The sequence below is a fragment of the Gordonia hydrophobica NBRC 16057 genome (assembly GCF_001592365.1).
In the GTDB taxonomy this organism is placed as follows: Bacteria; Actinomycetota; Actinomycetes; order Mycobacteriales; family Mycobacteriaceae; genus Gordonia; species Gordonia hydrophobica.
Genome location: NZ_BCWU01000001.1, coordinates 1 through 22,894 on the forward strand (window position 1 = coordinate 1; position 22,894 = coordinate 22,894).

At 67.0% G+C, this 22,894-nt stretch carries 19 protein-coding genes; 18 read left to right on the forward strand and 1 reads right to left on the reverse strand.

Annotated features, from left to right (window positions below):
• Positions 1-228: 228 nt before the first annotated feature.
• From GH2_RS00005 to ahcY, 5 genes are all read left to right on the forward strand, one after another.
• Positions 229-1,152, forward strand: coding sequence for a cation diffusion facilitator family transporter (locus GH2_RS00005; protein ID WP_066161532.1), 924 nt, complete (start codon positions 229-231; stop codon positions 1,150-1,152).
• 88 nt (positions 1,153-1,240) lie between these two features.
• A complete protein-coding gene (locus tag GH2_RS00010; protein ID WP_066161534.1) occupies positions 1,241-2,827 on the forward strand; it encodes a sodium-dependent transporter in 1,587 nt (528 codons plus the stop codon).
• Positions 2,824-3,006 (forward strand): methionine/alanine import family NSS transporter small subunit, encoded by a 183-nt coding sequence (locus GH2_RS00015; RefSeq protein WP_066161536.1) that lies wholly within the window; start codon positions 2,824-2,826, stop codon positions 3,004-3,006. The genes GH2_RS00010 and GH2_RS00015 overlap by 4 nt, the downstream gene beginning before the upstream one ends.
• Positions 3,007-3,077: 71 nt before the next feature.
• Entirely contained in the window at positions 3,078-4,604 is a 1,527-nt protein-coding gene (locus tag GH2_RS00020; RefSeq protein WP_066161538.1) for an amino acid permease, read from the forward strand.
• Positions 4,605-4,702: 98 nt separating this feature from the next.
• A complete protein-coding gene (gene ahcY / locus GH2_RS00025) occupies positions 4,703-6,175 on the forward strand; it encodes an adenosylhomocysteinase (protein ID WP_066163153.1) in 1,473 nt (490 codons plus the stop codon).
• A 98-nt stretch (positions 6,176-6,273) separates the two neighbouring features.
• Here ahcY and GH2_RS00030 read toward each other — a convergent pair whose 3' ends face one another.
• Positions 6,274-6,906 carry a dTMP kinase gene (locus GH2_RS00030; RefSeq protein ID WP_066161540.1) on the reverse strand — a complete coding sequence of 211 codons (633 nt, stop codon included), beginning with the start codon at positions 6,904-6,906 and terminating at the stop codon, positions 6,274-6,276.
• A 102-nt stretch (positions 6,907-7,008) separates the two neighbouring features.
• Between GH2_RS00030 and mtrA the strand changes: the two genes are divergently transcribed.
• The 13 genes from mtrA to GH2_RS00095 all read left to right on the forward strand — a co-directional run bounded on the left by mtrA (position 7,009) and on the right by GH2_RS00095 (position 22,840).
• Positions 7,009-7,695 carry an MtrAB system response regulator MtrA gene (mtrA, locus tag GH2_RS00035; protein ID WP_084247208.1) on the forward strand — a complete coding sequence of 229 codons (687 nt, stop codon included), beginning with the start codon at positions 7,009-7,011 and terminating at the stop codon, positions 7,693-7,695.
• Positions 7,692-9,314 (forward strand): MtrAB system histidine kinase MtrB, encoded by a 1,623-nt coding sequence (mtrB, locus tag GH2_RS00040; RefSeq protein ID WP_084247209.1) that lies wholly within the window; start codon positions 7,692-7,694, stop codon positions 9,312-9,314. The genes mtrA and mtrB overlap by 4 nt, the downstream gene beginning before the upstream one ends.
• A complete protein-coding gene (locus GH2_RS00045) occupies positions 9,311-11,035 on the forward strand; it encodes an LpqB family beta-propeller domain-containing protein (protein WP_066161543.1) in 1,725 nt (574 codons plus the stop codon). The genes mtrB and GH2_RS00045 overlap by 4 nt, the downstream gene beginning before the upstream one ends.
• Positions 11,036-11,077: 42 nt before the next feature.
• Positions 11,078-11,782: a ComF family protein gene (locus GH2_RS00050; protein ID WP_066161545.1), complete on the forward strand. Its 705-nt coding sequence runs from the start codon at positions 11,078-11,080 to the stop codon at positions 11,780-11,782.
• A 260-nt stretch (positions 11,783-12,042) separates the two neighbouring features.
• On the forward strand, positions 12,043-12,768 hold the full coding sequence (gene hpf / locus GH2_RS00055; protein WP_066161547.1) for a ribosome hibernation-promoting factor, HPF/YfiA family: 726 nt from the start codon (positions 12,043-12,045) through the stop codon (positions 12,766-12,768).
• Between the two features lie 243 nt (positions 12,769-13,011).
• Positions 13,012-15,780, forward strand: coding sequence for a preprotein translocase subunit SecA (gene secA, locus GH2_RS00060; RefSeq protein ID WP_066161549.1), 2,769 nt, complete (start codon positions 13,012-13,014; stop codon positions 15,778-15,780).
• A 97-nt stretch (positions 15,781-15,877) separates the two neighbouring features.
• On the forward strand, positions 15,878-16,309 hold the full coding sequence (locus GH2_RS00065; RefSeq protein ID WP_372434405.1) for an Rv3235 family protein: 432 nt from the start codon (positions 15,878-15,880) through the stop codon (positions 16,307-16,309).
• Between the two features lie 47 nt (positions 16,310-16,356).
• Positions 16,357-17,802 carry a wax ester/triacylglycerol synthase domain-containing protein gene (locus GH2_RS00070; RefSeq protein WP_066163157.1) on the forward strand — a complete coding sequence of 482 codons (1,446 nt, stop codon included), beginning with the start codon at positions 16,357-16,359 and terminating at the stop codon, positions 17,800-17,802.
• A 31-nt stretch (positions 17,803-17,833) separates the two neighbouring features.
• Positions 17,834-18,331 (forward strand): DUF6912 family protein, encoded by a 498-nt coding sequence (locus GH2_RS00075; RefSeq protein WP_066161550.1) that lies wholly within the window; start codon positions 17,834-17,836, stop codon positions 18,329-18,331.
• Positions 18,332-18,413: 82 nt separating this feature from the next.
• The gene (locus GH2_RS00080) at positions 18,414-19,007 is read left to right on the forward strand and encodes a mycothiol transferase (RefSeq protein ID WP_066161552.1); all 594 of its coding nucleotides are present in this window, start codon (positions 18,414-18,416) and stop codon (positions 19,005-19,007) included.
• Positions 19,008-19,114: 107 nt separating this feature from the next.
• Positions 19,115-20,230, forward strand: coding sequence for a ferredoxin reductase (locus GH2_RS00085; RefSeq protein WP_066161554.1), 1,116 nt, complete (start codon positions 19,115-19,117; stop codon positions 20,228-20,230).
• A 121-nt stretch (positions 20,231-20,351) separates the two neighbouring features.
• The gene (locus tag GH2_RS00090) at positions 20,352-21,623 is read left to right on the forward strand and encodes a fatty acid desaturase family protein (protein ID WP_066161556.1); all 1,272 of its coding nucleotides are present in this window, start codon (positions 20,352-20,354) and stop codon (positions 21,621-21,623) included.
• An 8-nt stretch (positions 21,624-21,631) separates the two neighbouring features.
• Positions 21,632-22,840 (forward strand): fatty acid desaturase family protein, encoded by a 1,209-nt coding sequence (locus tag GH2_RS00095; protein ID WP_066161558.1) that lies wholly within the window; start codon positions 21,632-21,634, stop codon positions 22,838-22,840.
• Positions 22,841-22,894 lie beyond the last annotated feature (54 nt).

The following is a 22,894-nucleotide window of genomic DNA, read 5'->3' on the forward strand; positions in this document are numbered from 1 at the left end:
ACGACGCGTGCTCGCTACGCTCGCAGGCGCCACTCGACCAGCTTGGGGGGGGGGCGTGCTCGCTTCGCTCGCAGGCGCCACTCGACCGGCGTGGGCTTCGCTCGCAGGTGCCACTCAACCGGCTTGGGGAGGGCGCTCGACCGACTTGCGGGTGGCGCATCGTGCGTGCGTCGTGCCTTGTGCGGCTATCGTTTTCGACACACGGAACGTCCAGCGAGGGGTTGGAAGATGTCAACAGAGGGATCGACGCGGGCGATCATCGCGGCGCTCGCCGCGAATGCCGGGATCGCGGTGGCCAAGTTCGTGGGCTTCGCCGTCACCGGATCGTCGTCCATGCTCGCCGAGGGCGTGCACTCGGTGGCCGATACGTCCAATCAGGGCCTGCTCCTGCTGGGGCAGCGGGCGGCCAAGCGGGAAGCCGACCGACTGCACCCGTTCGGCTACGGCCGGAACCGGTACTTCTACTCCTTCGTCGTCGCGCTCGTCATCTTCACGCTCGGATCCATGTTCGCGCTCTACGAGGGCGTCGAGAAGATTCGGCACGCGGGCGACCACGGACTCGACTCGCCGCTCGTGGCCGTCGCCATCCTCGTCGTCGCGATCTGCCTCGAGGGCTACAGCTTCCACACCGCACAGAAGGAGTCGCGGCCGCTCAAGGGCGACGCGTCGTGGTGGCGGTTCATCCGCTCCTCGCGCAGTCCGGAACTGCCCGTGGTGCTACTCGAGGACGCAGGGGCCCTCATCGGCCTGATCCTCGCGCTCGCGGGCGTCGGCCTGACGATGATCACCGGCAACGCGGTCTGGGACGGCATCGGCACCTTGTCGATCGGCATCCTGCTCGGCTTCATCGCCGTCCTGCTGATCATCGAGATGAAGAGTCTGCTGATCGGTGAGGGCGCCACCGACGAGGAGGACGTCGCGATCCGGGCCGCGCTGCCCGGCTCGGACGTCGACCGCGTCATCCACATGAAGACCCAGTACCTGGGGCCCGACGAACTCCTGGTCGCCGCCAAGATCGCCATCGCGCCGCGACTGAGCGCGGTCGAGATCGCCCGGGCGATCGACGGCGCCGAGGCCCGCGTCCGCGCGAGAGTGCCGCAGGCACGCGTGATCTACCTCGAGCCGGACATCGATCGCGGAGAAACGTCCTGATCTCGATTACGTCGGATGCGACCTCGGCGAACGACTCCATGCGCTACCCTCCGACACGCACCGATCAAAGTGTGAAAGGAGTCACTTCGTGACCACATCTGTGTCCCCGGCCCCAGAAGGGCGGGAGACGTGGACCAGTAACCGCGGCTTCATCCTTGCCGCGATCGGGTCCGCTGCGGGACTGGGCAACATCTGGCGATTCCCAGGCGTTGCCTATGAGGGAGGCGGCGGTGCCTTCCTGATCCCGTATCTCATCGCCCTCGTGACCGCAGGCATTCCCATCCTGTTCCTCGACTACGCGGTAGGCCACCGCTTCCGCGCGGCCGCCCCGCTCGCTTTCCGCCGCATGTGGCGCAAAGCCGAGGCGCTCGGCTGGTTCCAGACCGCCATCCTGTTCGTCATCTCCACCTACTACGCGGTGATCATCGCGTGGTCGCTCAGCTACTTCTACTTCTCGTTCGACCTCTCCTGGGGCGACGACGCTGCAGCGTTCTTCACCGGCGACTATCTGCACCTCGGCGATCCCGGGGTGTCGACGGAGATCGTCGGCGGCGTCGCCTGGCCCCTCATCGCGGTCTGGGCGGCGATCATCGTGATCCTGGCGCTCGGCGTGGCCAAGGGCGTCGAGAAACTGAACGTCATCGGCCTGCCGCTGCTCGTCCTCGGCTTCTCTGCGCTGGTGATCAAGGCGCTGACGCTGCCGGGCGCCTCCGACGGACTGAACGCGTTGTTCACGCCCGACTGGGGCGCGCTGACCGACCTCAACGTGTGGATCGCGGCCTACAGCCAGATCTTCTTCTCGATGTCCATCGCCTTCGGCATCATGATCTCCTACGCGTCGTTCCAACGACGCAAGGCGAACATGACCTCGTCCGGACTGGTCGTGGGTTTCGCGAACTCGTCGTTCGAGCTCCTCGCAGGCATCGGTGTCTTCTCGACGCTCGGCTTCCTGGCGCATCAGCAGAGCGTCACCGTCGGCGAACTCGAGGGCATCACCGGTCCGACACTCTCGTTCATCACGTTCCCGACCGTGATCGCGCAGATGCCCGGCAGCGCGCTGTTCGGCGCACTGTTCTTCGGATCGCTCGCGATCGCCGGATTCACGTCGCTGATCTCGCTGGTCCTGGGCGTCTCGGTGGCCTTCCAAGAGAAGTTCGGACTCTCGAAGACGACGGCGGCGGTCAGTGTCGGCATCGTCTCGGCGATCGTGTCGTTCGGGCTGTTCGCCACCACCACCGGGCTGATCGCCCTCGACACTGTCGACCAGTTCGCCAACAACATCGGCATCGTCGTCTCGGCGATCGCGATGTGCGTGGTCGTCGTCTGGCTCGCCCGCACCATCGAGACCCTGCGCGGGCACTTGAACGCAGTCTCGACGTTCACGGTGGGCAAGTGGTGGATCCCGGTCATCGGCCTGTACGCGCCGATCTTCCTCGGGATCATGCTGGTCCAGAAGGTCTACGACCTCGTCAAGAACGGATACGAGGGGTACCCGACGTGGTACGTCGGCGTGTTCGGATGGGGAACCGTCGTGCTGCTCGTCGTCCTCGCCGCAGTCTTCACCTCGATCAAATGGAACGGCCGCGACGATCCGACCTTCACCCCGTGGCCGCCCGTCGACGGCTCGGCCGCGGAGAACGCGACGTCCTCGACGAACAAGGAGGCGATCCGATGACCGCCACCGCCATCGTTCTGCTGCTGGTCGCCGCCGTCATCGTGTGGGGCGGGCTGATCGCCAGCATCGTGTTCCTGACCACCCACCCCGAGGTCACCGATCTCGCCGACGAGGATGCGGTCATGAAGGCGGAGGACGTCGTCCGCGCCTCGCAGCCGCATCCAACTCGTGACACCTGACCAGGAATGGAGTACTCGATCAGCGCCGGAGGGCCGGCGCCCTGTCATGCACGAATTGACGAGGAGACATCGTGAGCAATCCATTATTTCGGGTCAAGTCGGTCGAGCAATCGATGGCCGACACCGACGAGCCCGACACCAAACTCAGAAAAGATCTGACCGCATGGGACCTCACGGTGTTCGGCGTCGCGGTGGTCGTCGGCGCAGGCATCTTCACGCTGACCGCGCGCACCGCGGGCAACGTCGCGGGACCGGCCGTCTCGCTGGCCTTCGTGCTCGCGGCCATCGCCTGCTGCCTGGCCGCGCTCTGCTACGCGGAGTTCGCGTCGACGGTGCCGGTGGCTGGTTCGGCGTACACCTTCTCGTACGCGACCTTCGGCGAGTTCATCGCCTGGATCATCGGCTGGGACCTCATTCTGGAGTTCGCGCTCGCCGCCTCGGTGGTCGGGAAGGGATGGTCGCTGTACCTCGGCAACATCATCGGTGAGGGCAACAACATCATTACCATCGGCGGGCACGACTTCGACTGGGGCGCGCTCCTGTTGATCGCCGTGCTGACCGTCCTGCTGATCTCGGGGACCAAGCTCTCGTCTCGGGTGTCGTTGGTCATCACCGCCATCAAGGTCGGCGTCGTGGTTCTGGTGATCGTCGCGGGTGCGTTCTACATCAAGAAGGAGAACTACTCGCCGTTCATCCCGCCCGCTGAGACGCCGACGGAGTCGAAGTCGGGGATCCACCAGACCCTGTTCTCGTGGATGACCGGCAGCGACGGCAGCAACTTCGGTTGGTACGGCCTGCTGGCCGCGGCGTCGCTCGTGTTCTTCGCGTTCATCGGCTTCGACGTCGTCGCGACGACCGCAGAGGAGACCAAGAACCCGCAGAAGGCGCTGCCGCGCGGCATCCTCGGTTCGCTGGCGATCGTCACCGTCCTCTACGTCGGCGTCTCGCTCGTCCTCACCGGCATGGTGAAGTACACCGAACTGTCCGGCGACAGCGCCACTCTCGCGACCGCGTTCAAGATCAACGGCGTGGACTGGGTCCGATGGGCGGTCAACATCGGCGCGCTCGCCGGCTTGACGACGGTCGTCATGGTGATGCTCCTCGGCCAGACCCGCGTCGGATTCGCGATGGCGCGCGACGGTCTGCTGCCGCGCGGCCTGGCCAAGACCGGCAGCCGGGGCACCCCGGTTCGCATCACCGTGATCGTCGGCGTGGTCTCCGGTCTCCTTGCGTTCATCTTTCCGATGGGGACCCTGGAAGAGATGGTCAACATCGGCACGTTGTTCGCATTCGTGCTGGTCTGCGTCGGTGTCGTCGTTCTGCGTCGCACCCGCCCCGACCTCAAACGCGGATTCCGGGTGCCGTTCGTCCCGCTGGTGCCGATCCTCGCGGTCCTCGCCTGCTTCTGGCTGATGATCAACCTGTCGATCGAGACCTGGATCCGATTCGTGGTGTGGATGATGATCGGCATCGTCGTCTATTTGGCCTACGGAGCCAGACACTCCGTGCTGGGCATGCGCGAGCGCAAGGAACTGCCGGGCTACCCGCAGGCGGAACCGGAACCCGCCGGGGACGGCGGTCCGGGAGACAAGACCTGAGCGCGCTAGCGTAGAGAGGCCATGACACGGTACCGGTCGCCGACAGGCGGCCGGTACCGTCGTTCATGATCACCGACTTTCCAATCGAGAGGGACCAGATGACCGCGCCTGACAGCGCTCTGACCACCGAAACCCGCAACGGCGTCGAGTTCAAGGTCGCCGACCTCTCCGAGGCCGAGTTCGGCCGCAAGGAGATCCGGCTGGCCGAGCACGAGATGCCCGGCCTGATGGAACTGCGCCGCGAATACGCCGATGTGAAGCCGCTCAAGGGAGCGCGCATCTCCGGCTCGCTGCACATGACCGTGCAGACCGCGGTCCTGATCGAGACGCTGGTCGACCTCGGGGCCGAAGTCCGGTGGGCGTCGTGCAACATCTTCTCCACTCAGGATCATGCTGCCGCCGCCGTCGTCGTGGGGCCGTACGGCACCATCGACGAGCCCAAGGGCGTCCCGGTGTTCGCCTGGAAGGGCGAGACGCTGGAAGAGTACTGGTGGGCCGCCGAGCAGATGCTCACCTGGCCCGACGAGCCGGCGAACATGATTCTCGACGACGGCGGCGATGCCACCATGCTGGTGCTGCGCGGCTCGGAGTTCGAAAAGGCGGGCGTCGTGCCCCCGGCCGACGCGAGCCACCCGGCCGAATACAAGGTGTTCCTGGAACTGCTGCGCGGGTCGCTCGCCAAGGACCCGAACAAGTGGACCGCGGTCTCCCAGTCGGTCCAGGGCGTCACCGAGGAGACCACCACCGGTGTGCTCCGTCTGTACCAGTTCGCCGCAGCAGGCGAGCTGGACTTCCCGGCGATCAACGTCAACGACTCGGTCACCAAGAGCAAGTTCGACAACAAGTACGGCACCCGCCACTCGCTCGTCGACGGCATCAACCGCGGCACCGACGTGCTGATCGGCGGCAAGAAGGTCCTCGTCTGCGGCTACGGTGACGTCGGCAAGGGCTGCGCCGAGTCGCTCGCAGGCCAGGGCGCCCGCGTTCAGGTCACCGAGATCGACCCGATCAACGCCCTCCAGGCGCTGATGGACGGCTTCGACGTCGTCACGGTCGACGACGCCATCGGCAATGCCGACATCGTCATCACCGCGACCGGCAACCTCGGCATCATCTCGTACGAGCACATGTTGCAGATGAAGAACCAGGCCGTGCTCGGCAACATCGGTCACTTCGACAACGAGATCGACATGGCGGGCCTCGAAGCCGCCGAGGGCATGACCCGGATCAACATCAAGCCGCAAGTGGACCAGTGGGTGTTCCCGGACGGCCACAGCATCATCGTGCTGTCCGAAGGACGTCTGCTCAACCTCGGCAACGCCACCGGCCACCCGTCGTTCGTGATGAGCAACAGCTTCGCCAACCAGGTCATTGCGCAGATCGAGCTGTGGACCAAGGGCGACGAGTACGACAACGAGGTCTACCGCCTTCCGAAGCATCTCGACGAGAAGGTCGCGCGGATCCACGTTGAGGCGCTCGGCGGTCAGCTGACCAAGCTCAGCAAGGACCAGGCCGAGTACATCGGCGTGGATGTGGAGGGGCCGTACAAGCCGGAGCACTACCGGTACTGATTCCTTCGGTTCCTGTTCCGCCGCACCGGGAGGTATCGCTCCGGTGCGGCGGTTCTTTGTCGGAGGCCGGCGGGCTCGCTTGCGCTGTGCGGCCCGGCTCAGTTCAGTTGGGCCAAGACCGCTTCGACGGCGTCGTCGCCGTCGGCCCAAGACCAGGTCGACATCCAGTCGGTCTCGACCAACTCGCCGTAGACGCGGTAGACGCGCTGTTGCAGGTCGGTGTCGCGCTCATAGGCGTCGACGGGGCGGTCGGCGTCGGCCTCGGCGCGGCCGACGGCACGGGTCATCGCGACCTCGGGCGGAACGCCGAGGAGGAGCTGGTGGTCGGGGACCGGCAGCGCGAAGCGGCCGAACTCGAGATCGGCGACCCACGAGACCACGTCGGACTCCGCACCCTCGCCCAGACGCGCGGCGTTGTAGGCGGCGTTCGACGCCGTGTAACGGTCGCAGAGGACGAGGTCGTGTTCGGCGAGCGCGCCGCGCAGCAGCGGGCGGGCGGCGGCGCGGTCGAGCGCGAACAGCAGCCCCATCGCATAGACGCTGTCGCGCAGGTCGCCGTGCCTGCCGTGCAACGCCTCCGAGGCCAGGTCGGCGGTGATCGACTCGCCGTACCGGGGAAAGGCGATGGAACTGACCGAGGCCCCGCGCGCCGCGGCGGCCTTCTCGATCCGCGCGACAGTCGTGCGTTTGCCTGCGCCGTCCAGGCCTTCAACAGCCACGAGAATGCCCACGCCGGACAGTCTAGGCAGTGTGGGCCAGGTCGCCACCCAGGCGCGCCGCCGCGGGGCGGCGCGGGCGTGTCGCAGCGACCAATCCGCGGGCGAAGTGACACCATGGCAGGCATGAAGCCACGCATCTTGGTTGTTGACGACGACGCCGCCCTCGCCGAGATGCTCACGATCGTCCTCAAGAACGAAGGCTTCGAGCCGTTCACCGTCGGCGACGGCACGCAGGCGCTGACCGCGGTCCGCGAAGTCCGCCCCGACCTGGTGCTCTTGGATCTCATGCTCCCCGGGATGAACGGCATCGACGTCTGCCGCGTCCTCCGGTCCGACTCCAATGTGCCGATCGTGATGCTGACCGCCAAATCCGACACCGTGGATGTGGTGCTCGGCCTGGAGTCCGGCGCCGACGACTACATGGTGAAGCCGTTCAAGCCGAAAGAACTCGTCGCCCGGATCCGCGCCCGCCTGCGCCGCAACGAGGACGACCCGGCAGAACTGCTCGCCATCGGCCCCGTCGAGATCGACGTGCCCGCACACAAGGTCACCCGCGACGGTGTGCCGATCTCGCTGACACCGCTGGAGTTCGACCTCCTCGTCGCGCTGGCGCGCAAGCCGCGCCAGGTCTTCACCCGCGACGTGCTGCTGGAACAGGTGTGGGGCTATCGCCACCCGGCCGATACTCGCCTGGTGAACGTGCACGTCCAGCGGCTGCGCGCCAAGGTCGAGACTGATCCGGAGAATCCGGAGATCGTGCTCACCGTGAGAGGGGTCGGCTACAAGGCCGGGCCGCCGTGATCGGGGGCCGCCGGATCAACCGGGGGCCGATCGACCGACTCCTCGCACTGATCCGGCGCGCCATCGCGGGCGTCGGACGGACCACCGGGCAGATCTGGCGCCGGTCCGTGCAGACCCGAGTGATCGTCTCGACGCTGATCCTGTCTTTCGTGGTGCTGCTGATCCTCGGATTCGTGCTGGTCAGCCAGATCACCGGTCGCCTCCTCGACGCGAAGCAAGAAGTCGCGACCGAGGAGATCGGCAGGATGCGGTCGGTCGTCGAACGCGTCCTGGGCAGCGCCGAAGCCAACTCCGCCGTGCAGAACCGGCTGGCGCGGGCGCGTTCCCTGATGACCGATCAGGACCCGGGCACCGCGCAGAGTGCGGCCGTCGCAGGCTCCTTCGACAGCGTGCTGGTGGTGCGCGAAGAGACCCGGCCCGCCCAGGAGATCGCCGTCGGACCGGTCGACGACGTGCCGTCGGCCCTGCGCAAGATGGTCGCGGGCGGGCAGGTGGCCTACCAGTACACGACGATCCAACAGGGCGGTGGCGCGGTCTCGGCACTCGTGATCGGGTCGCCGGTGGAGAGCCCCATCCAGGGCTTGGAACTGTATCTGGTGTTTCCGTTGGCCAGCGAACAGAACACGGTGTCGCTGGTGCGCGGAACTCTGCTCACCGGCGGACTCGTGCTGCTCGGACTCCTCGCCGCGATCGCCTGGCTGGTGACCCGGCAGGTCATCGCGCCGCTGCGGTCGGCGTCGCGGATCGCGGTGCGCTTCGCCGACGGTCGACTCTCCGAGCGGATGCCGGTGTACGGCGAGGACGAGTTCGCGCGACTGGCGGTCTCGTTCAACGACATGGCCGAGAGCCTGTCCCGCCAGATCTCGCACCTCGAGGAGTTCGGCGGCCTGCAGCGTCAGTTCACCTCGGACGTCAGCCACGAACTGCGGACGCCGCTGACCACCGTGCGAATGGCGGCTGATCTGCTCTACGACGGCCGCGAAGACCTCGACCCGGTCCAACGGCGCTCGGTGGAACTCCTCGACAAGGAACTGAACCGATTCGAGACGCTCCTGACCGAGTTGCTGGAGATCTCCCGGCACGACGCGGGCATGGCCGAACTCGCCGCCGAACGGATGGACATGGCGGTCCCGATCGATGCAGCCGTCGCGACCGTCTCGCATCTGGCCGCCGAGTCCGGGAGCGACCTGGTGCTGGATCTTCCCGCCGAGCCGGTGCTCGCGGAGATCGACCCGCGTCGCATCGAGCGCGTTCTGCGTAATCTGTTGGCGAACGCCATCGACCACGGCGAGCACAAGCCGGTGACCCTGACGATGCGGTCCGACGGCGATGCTGTCGCCATCACCGTCCGCGACCAGGGCATCGGCCTCCGTCCGGGAGAGGAGAAGTTGGTGTTCAACCGCTTCTGGCGGTCCGACCCGTCACGAGTGCGTCGGTCCGGCGGCACCGGACTGGGCCTGGCGATCAGCATCGAGGACGCACGCCTGCACCAGGGGCGACTCGAAGCGTGGGGTGAACCCGGCGAAGGGTCGTGCTTCCGCCTCACCCTGCCGCTGGTGCGCGGACACAAACTGCTCGGGAGTCCGCTGCCGCTGCGGCCGATCGAGGCCGGCCGATGAGACGACTGGTGGCGGCGCTGAGTCTGCTGCTCACCGCCGCGATGGTGTTGACCGGCTGCGTCGACATTCCCGAATCGTCCTCGCCGCAGCCCATCCACGCCTTCGACCGGAAGCGCCCCACCAACGTGGTGCCGTCGCCGCGGCCGGACGACGACCCCGAGACCATGGCGCGGAACTTCGTGAAGGCGATGTCGGATCCCACCGGCGGGCATCGCGCCGCCCGCAAGTTCCTGACGCCGCAGGCGAGTCAGGGGTGGGACGACCAGGGCGACATGACCGTGATGCGGAACGTCGAGATCACCATCGACGAGCGCACCGAGAACGCCGTCCGACTGCGGATCACCGGCGAACGGACGGGCGAACTGACGTCGTCGGGCGCGCTCCGGTCGGCCGCGGGGTCGATCGTTCTCGCGGTGTCGCTGGCGCGGATCGACGGCGCGTGGCGCATCAACGGCGACGTGCCCTCGGGGACCGTCACGGACGCCTCGCAGTTCCTCACCGCCTACCGCCAGGTGGACCTGTTCTACCCGGATCGGACAATGACCCGGCTCGTCGCCGATCCGCGCTGGTTGTTCGGCGCGGAACCGGATCCGTCGGCGGTCGTCAACCGCCTGCTCGCGGGGCCGGACAGCATGCTCGAGGGCGCCGTCGCCGACGGCACCGTGCGCGGGGTGTCGTTGCTGGGGCCGGTGACCACCACGGGCAACAGCATCGTGGTCCCGCTCGGTGATGTGTCCGACGCGGATGCGAAGAGTCGGACGGCGCTCGCCGCCCAGATCATCTGGACCCTCGACGACGCGGGCATCTCCGGCACCTACCGGATCATGGCGGACGGGGCCGCACTGGTCGCCGGCCGATCCGAGGGCTGGCGGAGCGCCGACGTGAGCTCGTTCGAACCCGAGCCCAAGCGGGATCAGGCCCCGCTGCACCTGGTGCGCGACGGCGTGCTGACGCGCCTCACGGGCAACCGCGCAGTTCCGGTGGGCGGCGACTTCGGCGGCATGCGCGACATCACCGCGGCGGGAATCTCCTCGGATCTGAGCCAGGCGGCGGTCGTCGTCCAGCGGGACGGCCGCAGCGCACTGATGGTGGGCCCCTACGACGGCCGGGCCGTCGAGGCGGCCGACGGTGCGACGATGACGAAACCCTCGTACGGCGCCGCGACGGACACCGGGTACGTGGCGGTCGATGGCCGCCCGTACCAATGGATCTACGATCCGGCCACCGGATCGGCGCGGTCGGGTCCCCTGGATGCGAGTGCAGTCACCGCCATCGCCCCGGGGCCGATCACCGCGATGCAGGTGTCGCCGGACGGCGTGCGCGTCGCGCTCATCGTCGGCGGGCGCGTGCTGATGGCGGTCATCTCGGTCAACGATCGCGGCGTCCCGTCGCTCACCGGCGTGTACGAGCTGACGCCGGATCTGGTGGGGGAGGCCGTCGGCGTCGCGTGGTCCACCGCCGAGATCCTGTACATCACCCGACGTGGCGAGGACACGCCCGTCTGGCGCGCGTCGATTGCGGGGACGCAGTCGTACGGGCTGGTCAGCGGCAACCTCAAGCCGCCGGTCGTCGACATCGCGGCATCGGGAACGACGGTGTACGTAGGCGACAACCGCGGCGTGCAGCAGATCGGCACCGGTCAGGTCCGCCCCGATCAGTACTGGACCGCAGTCGGCCCGGAGGCGGGCCATGGAACCGTACCCGTGGTCCCCGGCCGCTGAGTGCGGACCATGCGGCCGTGACGTCTCCTACAATCGGCAGGCATGGCGGGGGATCGAGGTGGTGCCCGCGCTGTTCTGGCGGCGCTGGCCGATCTCGTGGTGCCGCAGGAGTGCGGCGGCTGCGGTCGGCCGAACACGCCCTGGTGTGACGCGTGCGCCCACCGATTGTCCGATGTGCCCCGGCAGTTGGCGCCGCGCATCGATCCGGGTGTCCCGGTCTGGGCGATGGCGCGGTACGGCGGTCCGATGGCCTCGGCGATCGTGAACCTCAAGGAACATCGACGACGCGACCTGGCACCGGTCCTCGGAGCGATCCTGGCCTCCGGCCTGGTGGACCTGGCTCGGTGGGACGAACTGCCCTCGTCGGGGCGTCTGGTGCTGGTGCCTGCGCCGACGCGGCTGCTCGCCGCGCGCAGTCGGGGCGGTGACACGGTGACGGCCGTCGCGCGGGCGGCGGCGGAACGGCTCGGCGCAGGCGTTCGCGTGGCTCCCGTGCTGGCGACCGCGGCCCTGACGCGCGACTCCGCGGGTCTCGGCGCCGGGGCGCGCAGTGCGAATCTCGCCGGAGCGGTGCGACTGCGTCATGCGCTTCCGCCCGCCGTCCTCGGCCGCGGGGCCGACGCGGGCGTCCCCGTGGTGCTGGTCGACGACGTCCTCACGACCGGTGCGACCGCGGCACACGCGGTCGCAGCACTGCACCGCGGCGGTGCTCAGGTCGCCGCGGTCGTCGTTCTGTCAGGTGCATGATCGGCAAAACGTGGCCGGACGGCGAGTTTGCGGATACCTTCGGAAGTGGCAGTGATGAACATCGAGTGCCGGGAGGTGACAGAACCTTTTCCACCGCGCCGATGCCTTCCTGTGCGCGACGTGGACGATCCGCTTATTCTGCTGCGGGTCACTGTCTTCGCATCGAACCACCGACTTCAGTGTGGTTGTGCGACAAGCGAATTGGTACCTCGGTCGGACGCCAGGATCCGACGCGAGAGCAACCTGAGGAGGATGTCGATATGACGGTCGTTCATCGTAAGGGTCAGCGCGAATCGAAAGCTGCGCCCGTGGAACGCCTCGACCTCAAAGCCGCGTTCGAAGTGCCGTCGACGGTAGACACGTCGTCCGCATCCGAACTCCAGGCAGACCTCACCTTGAGTGGGCGCAACGTGGAGATTCCGGATCACTTCCGCGTCTACATGAGCAGCAAGCTCGCTCGATTCGAGCACTTCGACAACTCGATCTTCCGTTTCGAGGTGATCCTGTACCACGAGCCGAACCCTCGTCAGGCCAAGAGCGCGGAGATCGTGGAGATCACCGGCCGCGGCAAGGGACCGGTGGTTCGCGCACAGGCGGCGGGCGAGAACTTCTACGCGGCGAGTGAGCTCGCGTTCGAGAAGCTGCACAAGAGACTCCGCCGGGCCAAGAGCCGTAAGCGGATTCGCAAGGACGGAATGCACCGTCCCACCTCGTTGGCCGAGGCTGCGGCAGACGCTCCGCACCTGCTGCCGACCGAAACAGCCGCACCGGCGGATCCCTTCGAGAACAGCGTTGAGGATTACCAGCCGGGCCAGGTGGTCCGCACCAAGGACCACCCGTCCTCACCGATGTCGGTGGACGAAGCCCTGTACGAGATGGAGTTGGTGGGGCACGACTTCTACCTCTTCCACGACAGTGAAACCGACAAGGCGTCTGTGGTCTACCGTCGCCACGCCTTCGACTACGGCCTCATCCGGCTGGCCTGAGTTCCAGAGAGACACCGTGGCCGTCGTCCCGAACCGGGGCGGCGGTCACGCTCGTGAGCGGGGTCAGCGGGCGGCGGCGCCGACCACCGTGCGGCGGAATCGCTGGTGGTGGGAGACCCCGATCGTCCCTGCATGGGGCATCAGTCCGTGTGGACCCGTACCATGGACCGAGTTCTGCCGGTCGCAGTCGAGGTGCTGTGGTGCGGCGGGGGATACAGACACACAGAACTCAGAGGATTGCCGGTGCTCAACAAGCTGCTCAGACTGGGCGAAGGTCGCATGGTCAAGCGACTGGACGCGATCGCGACGAGCGTCGAGGCGCTCTCCGACGAGATGGAGAACCTCTCCGACGACGAGTTGCGCGCCAAGACAGTCGAGTTCCGCGAGCGACTCGAGAAGGACGAGACCCTCGACGACCTCCTGCTCGAGGCCTTCGCCGTCGCCCGCGAGGCGGCGATGCGCGTCCTGCAGCAGAAGCACTTCCACGTCCAGATCATGGGCGGCGCAGCACTGCATTTCGGCAACATCGCCGAGATGAAGACCGGTGAGGGCAAGACGCTGACGTGTGTGCTCCCCGCGTACCTCAATGCGCTGAACGGCAAGGGCGTCCACGTCATCACCGTCAACGACTATCTCGCCAAGCGCGACGCCGAGTGGATGGGGCGCGTCCATCGCTTCCTGGGGCTGGAGACCGCGGTGATTCTGACCGGCATGTCGCCCGATCAGCGTCGTGAGGCCTATGCCGCCGACATCACCTACGGCACCAACAACGAGTTCGGCTTCGACTACCTGCGCGACAACATGGCGCACAGCATCGAAGAACTGGTGCAGCGCGAGCATGCCTTCGCCATCGTCGACGAGGTCGACTCCATCCTGATCGACGAGGCCCGCACCCCGCTCATCATCTCGGGTCCGGCGGATTCGTCGAGCAAGTGGTACTCCGAGTTCGCGCGCATCGCGCCGCTGCTCGACAAGGACGTCCACTACGAGGTCGACATCAAGAAGAAGACCGTCGGCGTCCACGAGGCAGGCGTCGCCTTCGTCGAAGACCGACTCGGGATCGACAACCTGTACGAGCCGGAGAACTCCCAACTCGTCGGGTACTTGAACAACGCGATCAAGGTCAAGGAACTCTTCCACAAGGACAAGGACTACATCGTCCGCAAGGGTGAGGTCATGATCGTCGACGAGTTCACCGGACGCGTGCTCGACGGCCGCCGCTTCAACGAGGGGCTGCACCAGGCGATCGAGGCCAAGGAAGGCGTCGAGATCAAGGCGGAGAACCAGACTCTCGCCACGATCACACTGCAGAACTACTTCCGCCTCTACAAGAAGCTGGCGGGCATGACCGGCACCGCCGACACCGAGGCGGCCGAGTTCCAGCAGATCTACAAGCTCGGCGTGGTGCCCATTCCCACCAACAAGCCGCTGATCCGCATGGACAAGACCGACCTCATCTACAAGACCGAAGAGGCCAAGTTCGACGCCGTCGCCGACGACATCGCCGAACGGCACGAGAAGGGCCAACCGGTCTTGATCGGTACCACCAGCGTCGAGCGCTCGGAGTACCTGTCGAACCTGTTGACCAAGCGCGACATCGCGCACTCGGTGCTGAACGCGAAGTTCCACGAGCAGGAGGCACAGATCGTCGCCGAGGCGGGCACGCTCGGTGCGGTCACGGTCGCCACCAACATGGCCGGTCGCGGCACCGACGTCGTGCTGGGCGGCAACCCCGACGTCATCGCCGACACCCGACTCCGCAAGGCCGGACTCGATCCGGTCAACACGCCGGAGGAGTACGAGTCGGGATGGGACGAGGCGATCGAGATCGCCCGCGCCGACGCCGCGAAGGAGGCGGACGAGGTCCGTGAGGTCGGCGGCCTCTACGTGCTCGGCACCGAACGTCACGAATCGCGCCGCATCGACAACCAGCTGCGCGGCCGCTCCGGCCGTCAGGGCGACCCCGGCGAGTCGCGGTTCTACCTGTCGCTCGGGGACGAGCTCATGCGACGCTTCAACGGCGCCGCGCTCGAGACCATCATGATGCGGCTCAACCTGCCGGACGACGTCCCGATCGATGCCAAGATGGTGACCCGCGCCATCCGCAGCGCGCAGACGCAGGTGGAAGAGCAGAACTTCGAGATCCGCAAGAACGTCCTCAAATACGACGAGGTGATGAACGAGCAGCGCAAGGTCATCTACGGCGAGCGCCGCGAGATCCTCGAGGGCGAGGACCACCACGAGCAGGTCCGCGACATGGTCAGCTCTGTGGTCGGCGCGTACAGCGACAGCGCGACCGAGCTCGGCTACGCCGAGGACTGGGACCTCGACACCCTGTGGGAGGCGCTCGGCAAGCTGTACCCGATCACACTCGACGCCAAGAAGGCCGTCGGCGAGAACGAGTACGGCGAGCGTGACGACATCTCGTCGGCGGAACTGCGCGAGACGCTCGTCGCGGATGCGCTGGAGGCCTACGACCGCCGCGAGAGCGAGCTGGCCGCGATCGCGGGCGACGGGGCGATGCGCCAGTTGGAGCGGTCGATCCTGCTGACGGTGATGGACCGGAAATGGCGCGATCACCTCTACGAGATGGATTACCTCCGCGAGGGCATCCACCTGCGGTCGGTGGCGCAGCGCGACCCGGTCGTCGAGTACCAGCGCGAGGGCTTCGACATGTTCACCCGCATGCTCGAGGCGATGAAGGAAGAGGCCGTCACCTACATCTTCAACGCGCAGGTCGAGACCCAGGCCCCCGAACCGCAGCTGGGGACGTCAGTGAGCGACATGCTCGCGGGCGCCGCGTTCGGCGGCCAGGAGCCCGCCGCGGACGCGCCGATGACTTACAGCGGGCCCGATGAGTCGGGGGCGCCCGAGCAGTCGTCGGACGTCGAGGAGTACGCCTCGGGAACGCCGTCCGAGGTGATCGGCAGCCGGAAGGAGCGTCGAGCGGCGGCGCGCGCGTCCACCAAGCCGGCGAACAAGCCCGCGAAGTCGCGTCGGAAGAAGCGCTAACCGGAGCGCCTCGCCCCCTGCGTTTCCGCTGTCTTTCGCGACTGGTCGGCGTGTCGTGGAACCGAACCGTGCGCTGTTGCGTCTGACTTGTATGACGGTGAACACACTTATCGGTTCGGGGGTCGTTGACAAGGCGATCGCCCGCGAGGCGATCGAGGACGACGTGGACGCGGCGCGGTCTGCGCGGTCCGCGACCGTTCGGGCGTTGCAGCATCTGCTCGAGGTGCTCGACGGGAGACGGGCCGCCGCCCATCTGAGTCGATGGGTCGCGGCGGACGTCGTCGAGGAGTTGAGCAGCCGACTGCGGCGGCCGTCGCCGGATGCGAGCGCCGAAGCCGGGCGCCTGATCCGTGTGCATCTGCAGATGCACGGACGGGACTGCGCAGACTACTTCGGCACGCTGCAGCGGGGGACGCGAGTCCGCGCCGTGGCCGGCCGTATCGTGCGCGCGGAGCGCCCGCCGGCCGTTCCGGCGACCGGCGGGCGCTCCCGTCCGTCCTGGACGATCGTCGAACTGACCATCGTCTGACGGCGATGCGGCCCGACTGCCCGATCGGGCTTAAACTCGACGACATCATGGTGAATCGGTTGTCGCCGGATGAGGCGATGTTCTACTTCCTCGACGGGTCGGGCACGTCGGCGCATCTGGGTGCCCTGCTGATCCTGGATCCGCACAAGAAGACCAAGCACCCGGGCGCCGAGGTCGACTACAACGCGCTGGTCTCCCTGGTCGAGAATCGACTGCAGACGGCACCGCGGTACCGCCAGATCGTCGCCGAGATCACCTTCGGACTGGCTCGGCCGGTGTGGGTCGACGATCGAGAGTTCGACATCAACTTCCACGTCCGGCTCTCGGCGCTCCCGCAGCCCGGCACCGTCGAACAACTCCAGGAGTTGATCGCCCGCGTCATGTCGCGGCCGCTCGATCGCACCCGCCCGCTGTGGGAGATGTATCTGATCGAGGGCCTGTACGACAACCGTTCGGTGATTCTCACCAAAACGCACCGGTGCATGCTCGGAAGCCCCGAGCACCCGGAGTTGAGTGAAGTGCTGTGCGACGACGTCGCCGACCGGGAGCCGCTCGAGGACGACTTGTGGATGCCTCGGCGGCCACCGAGATCGGCGTCGTTGACGGCGGGTGCGCTCGCTGAGGCGTTGGCCAGGCCCGGCGAGGTGGTCGACTCGTTGCTGCGCGGCAACGGCCCGGTCGCCGATCTGTGGTCGGTCGCGGACAAGTCGGCGCGTGTGGTCAGCGGCGTGGTGAGCCAGATGGTCAACGCGGCTCCCGACAGTCCGCTGAACGCGGTCACCACGTCGTCGCGACTGTTCGCGTTCTCCTCCCTGGCGCGCCGCGATCTGGAAGCCGTCGTCGCGAAGTACGAGTGCACCCTGAACGATGTGGTGCTCGCGATCCTCACCGGTGCGCTGCGCCGCTGGTTGATGTCGGTCAAGGACTCGGTGAGTCACGGCGAGACCGTGCGCGCCACCATGCCGCTGTCCGCCCGGGACCCGGACACCGTGGAGGGGGAGGCGTCGGGCGCCTGGATCGTGATCGGCGGCACCGAGTTCGTCACCGATCTGCCCGTCGGCGAGGACGCACCGTCGGTGCGACTGATGCAGGTCGCGGGCTTGGCGGACCGATACTCGCAGTCCACGCGGCGGATGTCGCAGGGACTCCGCCCGATCCTGCCCGAACTCGGCCTGGTGCCGTTCTCGGATCGATCGACGCGCGCGTTCGCAGGCATCTTCCAGCGGGCCTACAACATTCCGATCTCGATGAGTTCGGAGCGGATCGGCCGCAAATACGTCGGCGGCATTCCGATCACCGGCATCTTCACCATCCCCACCCTCGCGACCCAGCGCGCCCTCGGCATCAGCGTCAACGAGTACGCCAACCAGGTGCAGATCGCGTTCATCGCGGATCGATCGGTGGTCGGCGACCTGCCTGCGATGCCCGGCTACGTGACGGAGTCGCTCGACGAACTTCTCACCGGCCCGGCACCTGCCGGAAGCGATCGTTGACCCGATTCGTCCATCTCCAGAAAGGGACTACATGCGCGTCTATCTGCCCGCAACACTCACGATGATCCAGGCGCTGATGGCGGCGCCGGACACCCCGTTCGCGCCGGTCGGCGGGACCGGTTTCGCGCTCACCCCCGCGTTGCGTGAAGCGTATGTGGCGGGCGACGACGAAGAGCTGGAAGAGGTCGCGTTGCGCGAGGCCGCACGGGCGTCGCTTCGGCTCCTGTCCGCGGACGACTCCGACCTGCCGGTACGACGCGTGGTGGTGGTCGCCGATGCCGACGCGGCGGTCCGGCCGGACCTCGACGACGCCGTGGTGAAGGTGGCCGCGCCCGTGCCGCACTCGGCGATCGTCGCGGTGCATGTGGACGGCGCCGAGGCGGAGTCGGCGGTGGTCAAAGCGGTCGAGTTGATCGACGCGGCAGATCTGGGCGATGAGGACGGCGAACTCGCCGTCGGCGACGTCGAAGATCACGACCTGGGGTGGTACGCGACGCAGGAGCTCCCGTTCCTGCTGGAACTCCTGTAGAGAAATCTTGATAGCGGACAGAAACTGACCGGTTGGGTCGAGAACATGGAGGGGCAACAGCAGCCGACCCACGGAGGACCTCATGTACGCACCCGCCCGCGACGACGAACTGACCAGCCTCACCAACTACGCCGACCAGCAGCTCGCGGCACTGCGCGCGTCAGCGTACGGGCTCACCGACCACCAGGCGCGGGAGACTCCGTGCCGCAGCGCGCTGTCCGTCGGCGGCATCCTCAAGCACGTCACGCGCGGTATGCGCGGCGCAGTCGCGGAATTGACGGGCCGCGCCGAGACGCTGGTGCTCGACGAGGCCGCGTACGCGGAGTATCTGGGTAGCTTCACCCTCACCGACTCCGAGACGGCCGCCGAAATCGTCGAGCAGTTCGACGCCGCCCGCGCCGCGTTCCTCGAGGCGATGCGCGGCAGTGATCCCGACGCCGACGCGATGGCGCAGCCCGCGCCGTGGGCCGGCGTCTACGACTCCCGGCCGATGAAGACTCGGTACTACCTGGCGCATCAGGTGGAGGAGTACGCCCGGCACGCAGGGCACGCGGACATCATTCGCGAACAGATCGACGGGATGTCGGTCCCGGCGCTGGAGATGTCGCTCGCCGGCGCTCCGGCGAACGACTTCTTCACCCCGTACGCGGCGAAGCCCGGCACGCTGTTGGCGTGATCTCGTCCGAGCCCGCTCATCTGGCGTCGAGCGCCCCGAAACGCTAACCTACGGAATCGTAACTTAGTAGTTTCGGGGCGACTCGAGACCGATGGAGGAGACTGCAGATGGCGTGGCGCGAACGATTCGAAGCACCGGCGGCCGATGTCGCGGCTCGCCGGAGACGATCCACCTGGCTGCGCGCCGCGGTGGCGCGGGTGACGACCCCCTTGCTGCCCGACGACTACCTGCATCTGGCGAATCCGCTGTGGTCGGCGCGCGAACTGCGTGGCAAGATCGTCGAAGTGCGGCCGGAGACGGCCGACAGCGCGACCATCGTCATCCAGCCGGGCTGGGGCTTCTCCTTCGATTACCACCCCGGCCAGTACATCGGAATCGGCGTGCTCGTCGACGGGCGGTGGACGTGGCGGTCGTACTCGCTGACGTCGGTGCCCGCGTCGTCGCGCGCCGACCGGACGGTGTCGATCACGGTCAAGGCGATGCCCGAGGGGTTCCTCTCCTCGCACCTGGTGAACGGCCTCGAGCCCGGTTCAGTGGTGCGGCTGGCGGCGCCCGCGGGCGAATTCGTGTTGCCGGACCCGCTGCCGGAACGACTGCTGTTCGCCACCGCGGGCAGCGGTCTGACGCCGATCATCTCGATGCTGCGCGCCATGCGCCGTCGAGAGCAGCGCGCGGACGTAACCGTCCTGCACTCGGTGCCGACCGAGGCGGATCTCATGTTCGGCGATGAACTGCGGGCGATGGCGGACGAGGGGCTCATCACCCTGCACGTGCAGCTCACCCGCGTCGACGGCAAGGTGACGCCCGCGCAGTTGCGCGCCCTGTGTCCGGACTGGGCGCAGCGCGAGACCTGGGCGTGCGGACCGGGCGGTTTCCTGGACATGCTCAGTGAGCAGTTCGACGAGGCGGGCGCTGCGGAGAAGCTGCACATCGAGCGGTTCGCGCTCGAACGCGGCGCGGTCGGCGCCGAGGGCGGTGTCGTCACCTTCGGTACGCCGGACCGGCAACTCGAGGTCGACGGTGCCACCACCCTGCTCGAGGCGGGGGAGCAGGCGGGCGTGCTGATGCCGTTCGGCTGCCGTATGGGCATCTGCCAGAGCTGCGTGGTGATGCTCGACAAGGGGTGCGTTCGCGACCTGCGGACCGGCGTCGAGCACGTTGAAGGCGAGCGCATTCAGACGTGTGTGAGCGCGGCCGCAGGCGACTGCACGCTCGACGTCTGACCTCGTCAGAGGCTGTTCTTCGCATCTATGATGCGGGACACTCTAGGTGGGGGTGGACAGCCTACGGAACCGTAACCTACGATTGCGTAAGTTAGAAAGTCCCCCAACTTCAGGAAGTGGCATGGCGATCTCTGACATCCCCGAATACGCCCATCTGACCGACGCGGACGTCGAAGCGCTCGGTGCGGAGCTGGACCAGATCCGCGCCGACATCGAGGCCGACCGCGGAGAGCGCGACGCGCGCTACATCCGCAACACGATCCGGTTCCAACGGTCGATGGAGATCACCGGGCGCGTACTGACCGTCGGCGCCCGTGACCGGCGACTGTGGTGGGCAGGCGCCACCACGCTCGGCATCGCGAAGATCGTCGAGAACATGGAACTCGGCCACAATGTGATGCACGGCCAGTGGGACTGGATGAACGACCCGGAGGTGCACTCCACCACGTGGGAGTGGGACAACACCGGTCCCAGCGCGCACTGGAAGCACACCCACAACTACATCCATCACAAGTACACCAACGTGCTCGGCATGGACGACGACGTGGGCTACGGCCTGCTCCGCGTCACACGTGATCAGCGCTGGCGGCCGTTCAACCTCGGCAACGTCGTCTACAACACGCTGCTGTCGCTCGGCTTCGAGTACGGCGTCGCGGCGCAGCACCTCGAACTGGGCAAGAAGCGCAAGACGCAGGCCCAGAAGGATCAGTTCCACCAGGATCTGCGCGACGTGGGAACCAAGATCGCCCGCCAGACGCACAAGGACTATTTCGCCTTCCCCGTCGGCATCGGTCTGCTGACCCGATCCCGCACGGCGGCACGCAAGGCGCTCACCGCCAACCTGATGGCGAACGTCATCCGCAACGTGTGGACCAACGCGGTGATCTTCTGCGGTCACTTCCCCGACGGCGCCGAGAAGTTCACGAAGCAGGACGTCGACAGCGAGACGCGGGGCGAGTGGTACCTGCGGCAGATGCTCGGCAGCGCCAACTTCCGCTCGGGTCCGGTGCTGGGCTTCATGAGCGGCAATCTCTCGTACCAGATCGAGCACCACATCTTCCCGGACCTGCCGAGCAACCGGCTGCCGGAGATCTCGGTGCGCGTGCAGGCGCTGTGCGCCAAGTACGACATCCCGTACACCACCGGTTCGCTGCCGGTGCAGTACGCCAAGTCGTGGCGGACCATCGCCAAGCTGTCACTGCCGAACAAGTACCTGACCGATACCGTCGACGACGCCCCCGAGACCGCGTCCGAGCAGCGGTTCAAGTCGTCGCCCGAGGTGCATCTGGTGTCGACCGTCGACCCGGTGACGGGTCGCCGGAAGGGACTCAAGACCGCGATCGTCGGGCTCAAGGAGCGTCGGGCGAGCCGTCGGTCGCCGGCACGGGCATAATGTGATCGATGGCCATTTCAGATATCAATGAGTACGCGCACCTGACCGACGCCGACGTCGAGGCGCTGGGTGCTGAACTCGATACTCTGCGCCGTGAAGTGGAGTCGAGCCTGGGCGAGAAGGACCGCCGCTACCTGCGGCGGACCATCTATGCGCAACGAGGTCTGGAGGTCCTCGGTCGCGCCGCACTGCTCGGCAGTCACCGTCGCCCGCTGTGGCTACTGGGCGTCGGCGCGCTGTCGGTGGCCAAGATCATCGAGAACATGGAGCTCGGCCACAATGTGATGCACGGGCAGTGGGATTGGATGAACGATCCCGAGGTGCACTCCACGACGTGGGAGTGGGACATGGTGTGCGCGTCGCCGCATTGGAAGCATTCGCACAACTACATCCACCACAAGTACACCAACGTGATCGGTATGGATCACGACGTGGGCTACAAGATCCTGCGGGTGACCCGCGACGAGGCCTGGGAGCCGCGTCGCGCGTTCCAGCCCTTCTTCAACGTGATGCTGGCCGCGACCTTCGAGTGGGGCATCGGGCTGCACGACCTGGAACTCAAAGAGGTGATCGCCGGCCGCAAGCCGATGGAGCAGGCGCGACCGGAGATCAAGCTGTTCCTTCGTAAGATCGCACGGCAGGTCGGGAAAGACTACCTGCTGTTCCCGGCACTCACCGGACCCAACTTTCGTCATACGTTGACCGCGAATCTGACGGCGAACTTCATTCGCAACCTGTGGGCGTACGCGGTGATCTTCTGCGGTCACTTCCCGGACGGCGCGGAGAAGTTCACCGTCGCGACGCTCGAGGACGAGACGCACGGTCAGTGGTATCTGCGTCAGATGCTCGGCACCGCCAACTTCGAGGCCGGCCCGGCGCTGGCGTTCATGAGCGGCAACCTCTGCTACCAGATCGAGCACCACCTGTACCCGGACATGCCGAGCAACCGGCTTGCCGCGGTCTCGGTGCGCGTGCGCGAACTCTGCGAGAAGTACGACCTCCCGTACAACACCGGCTCGTTCACCATGCAGTATCTGCGGACCCTGCGGACCATCAACAAACTGGCGCTGCCCGACAGCCTGCTGATCGACACCGTCGACGATGCACCGGAGACCGCGTCCGAGCGACGGTTCGACGGTCTGCCCCCGAGCAAAGGCGGGCTGAAGACCGCTCTCGCGCAGCTGCGGGAACGACGACGGGGGCGACGGCGCCGCTGATCGACGAGTGCTGAAAACTGTCCGCTCAGCACCCTCCGCCGGCAATGTTCCGTC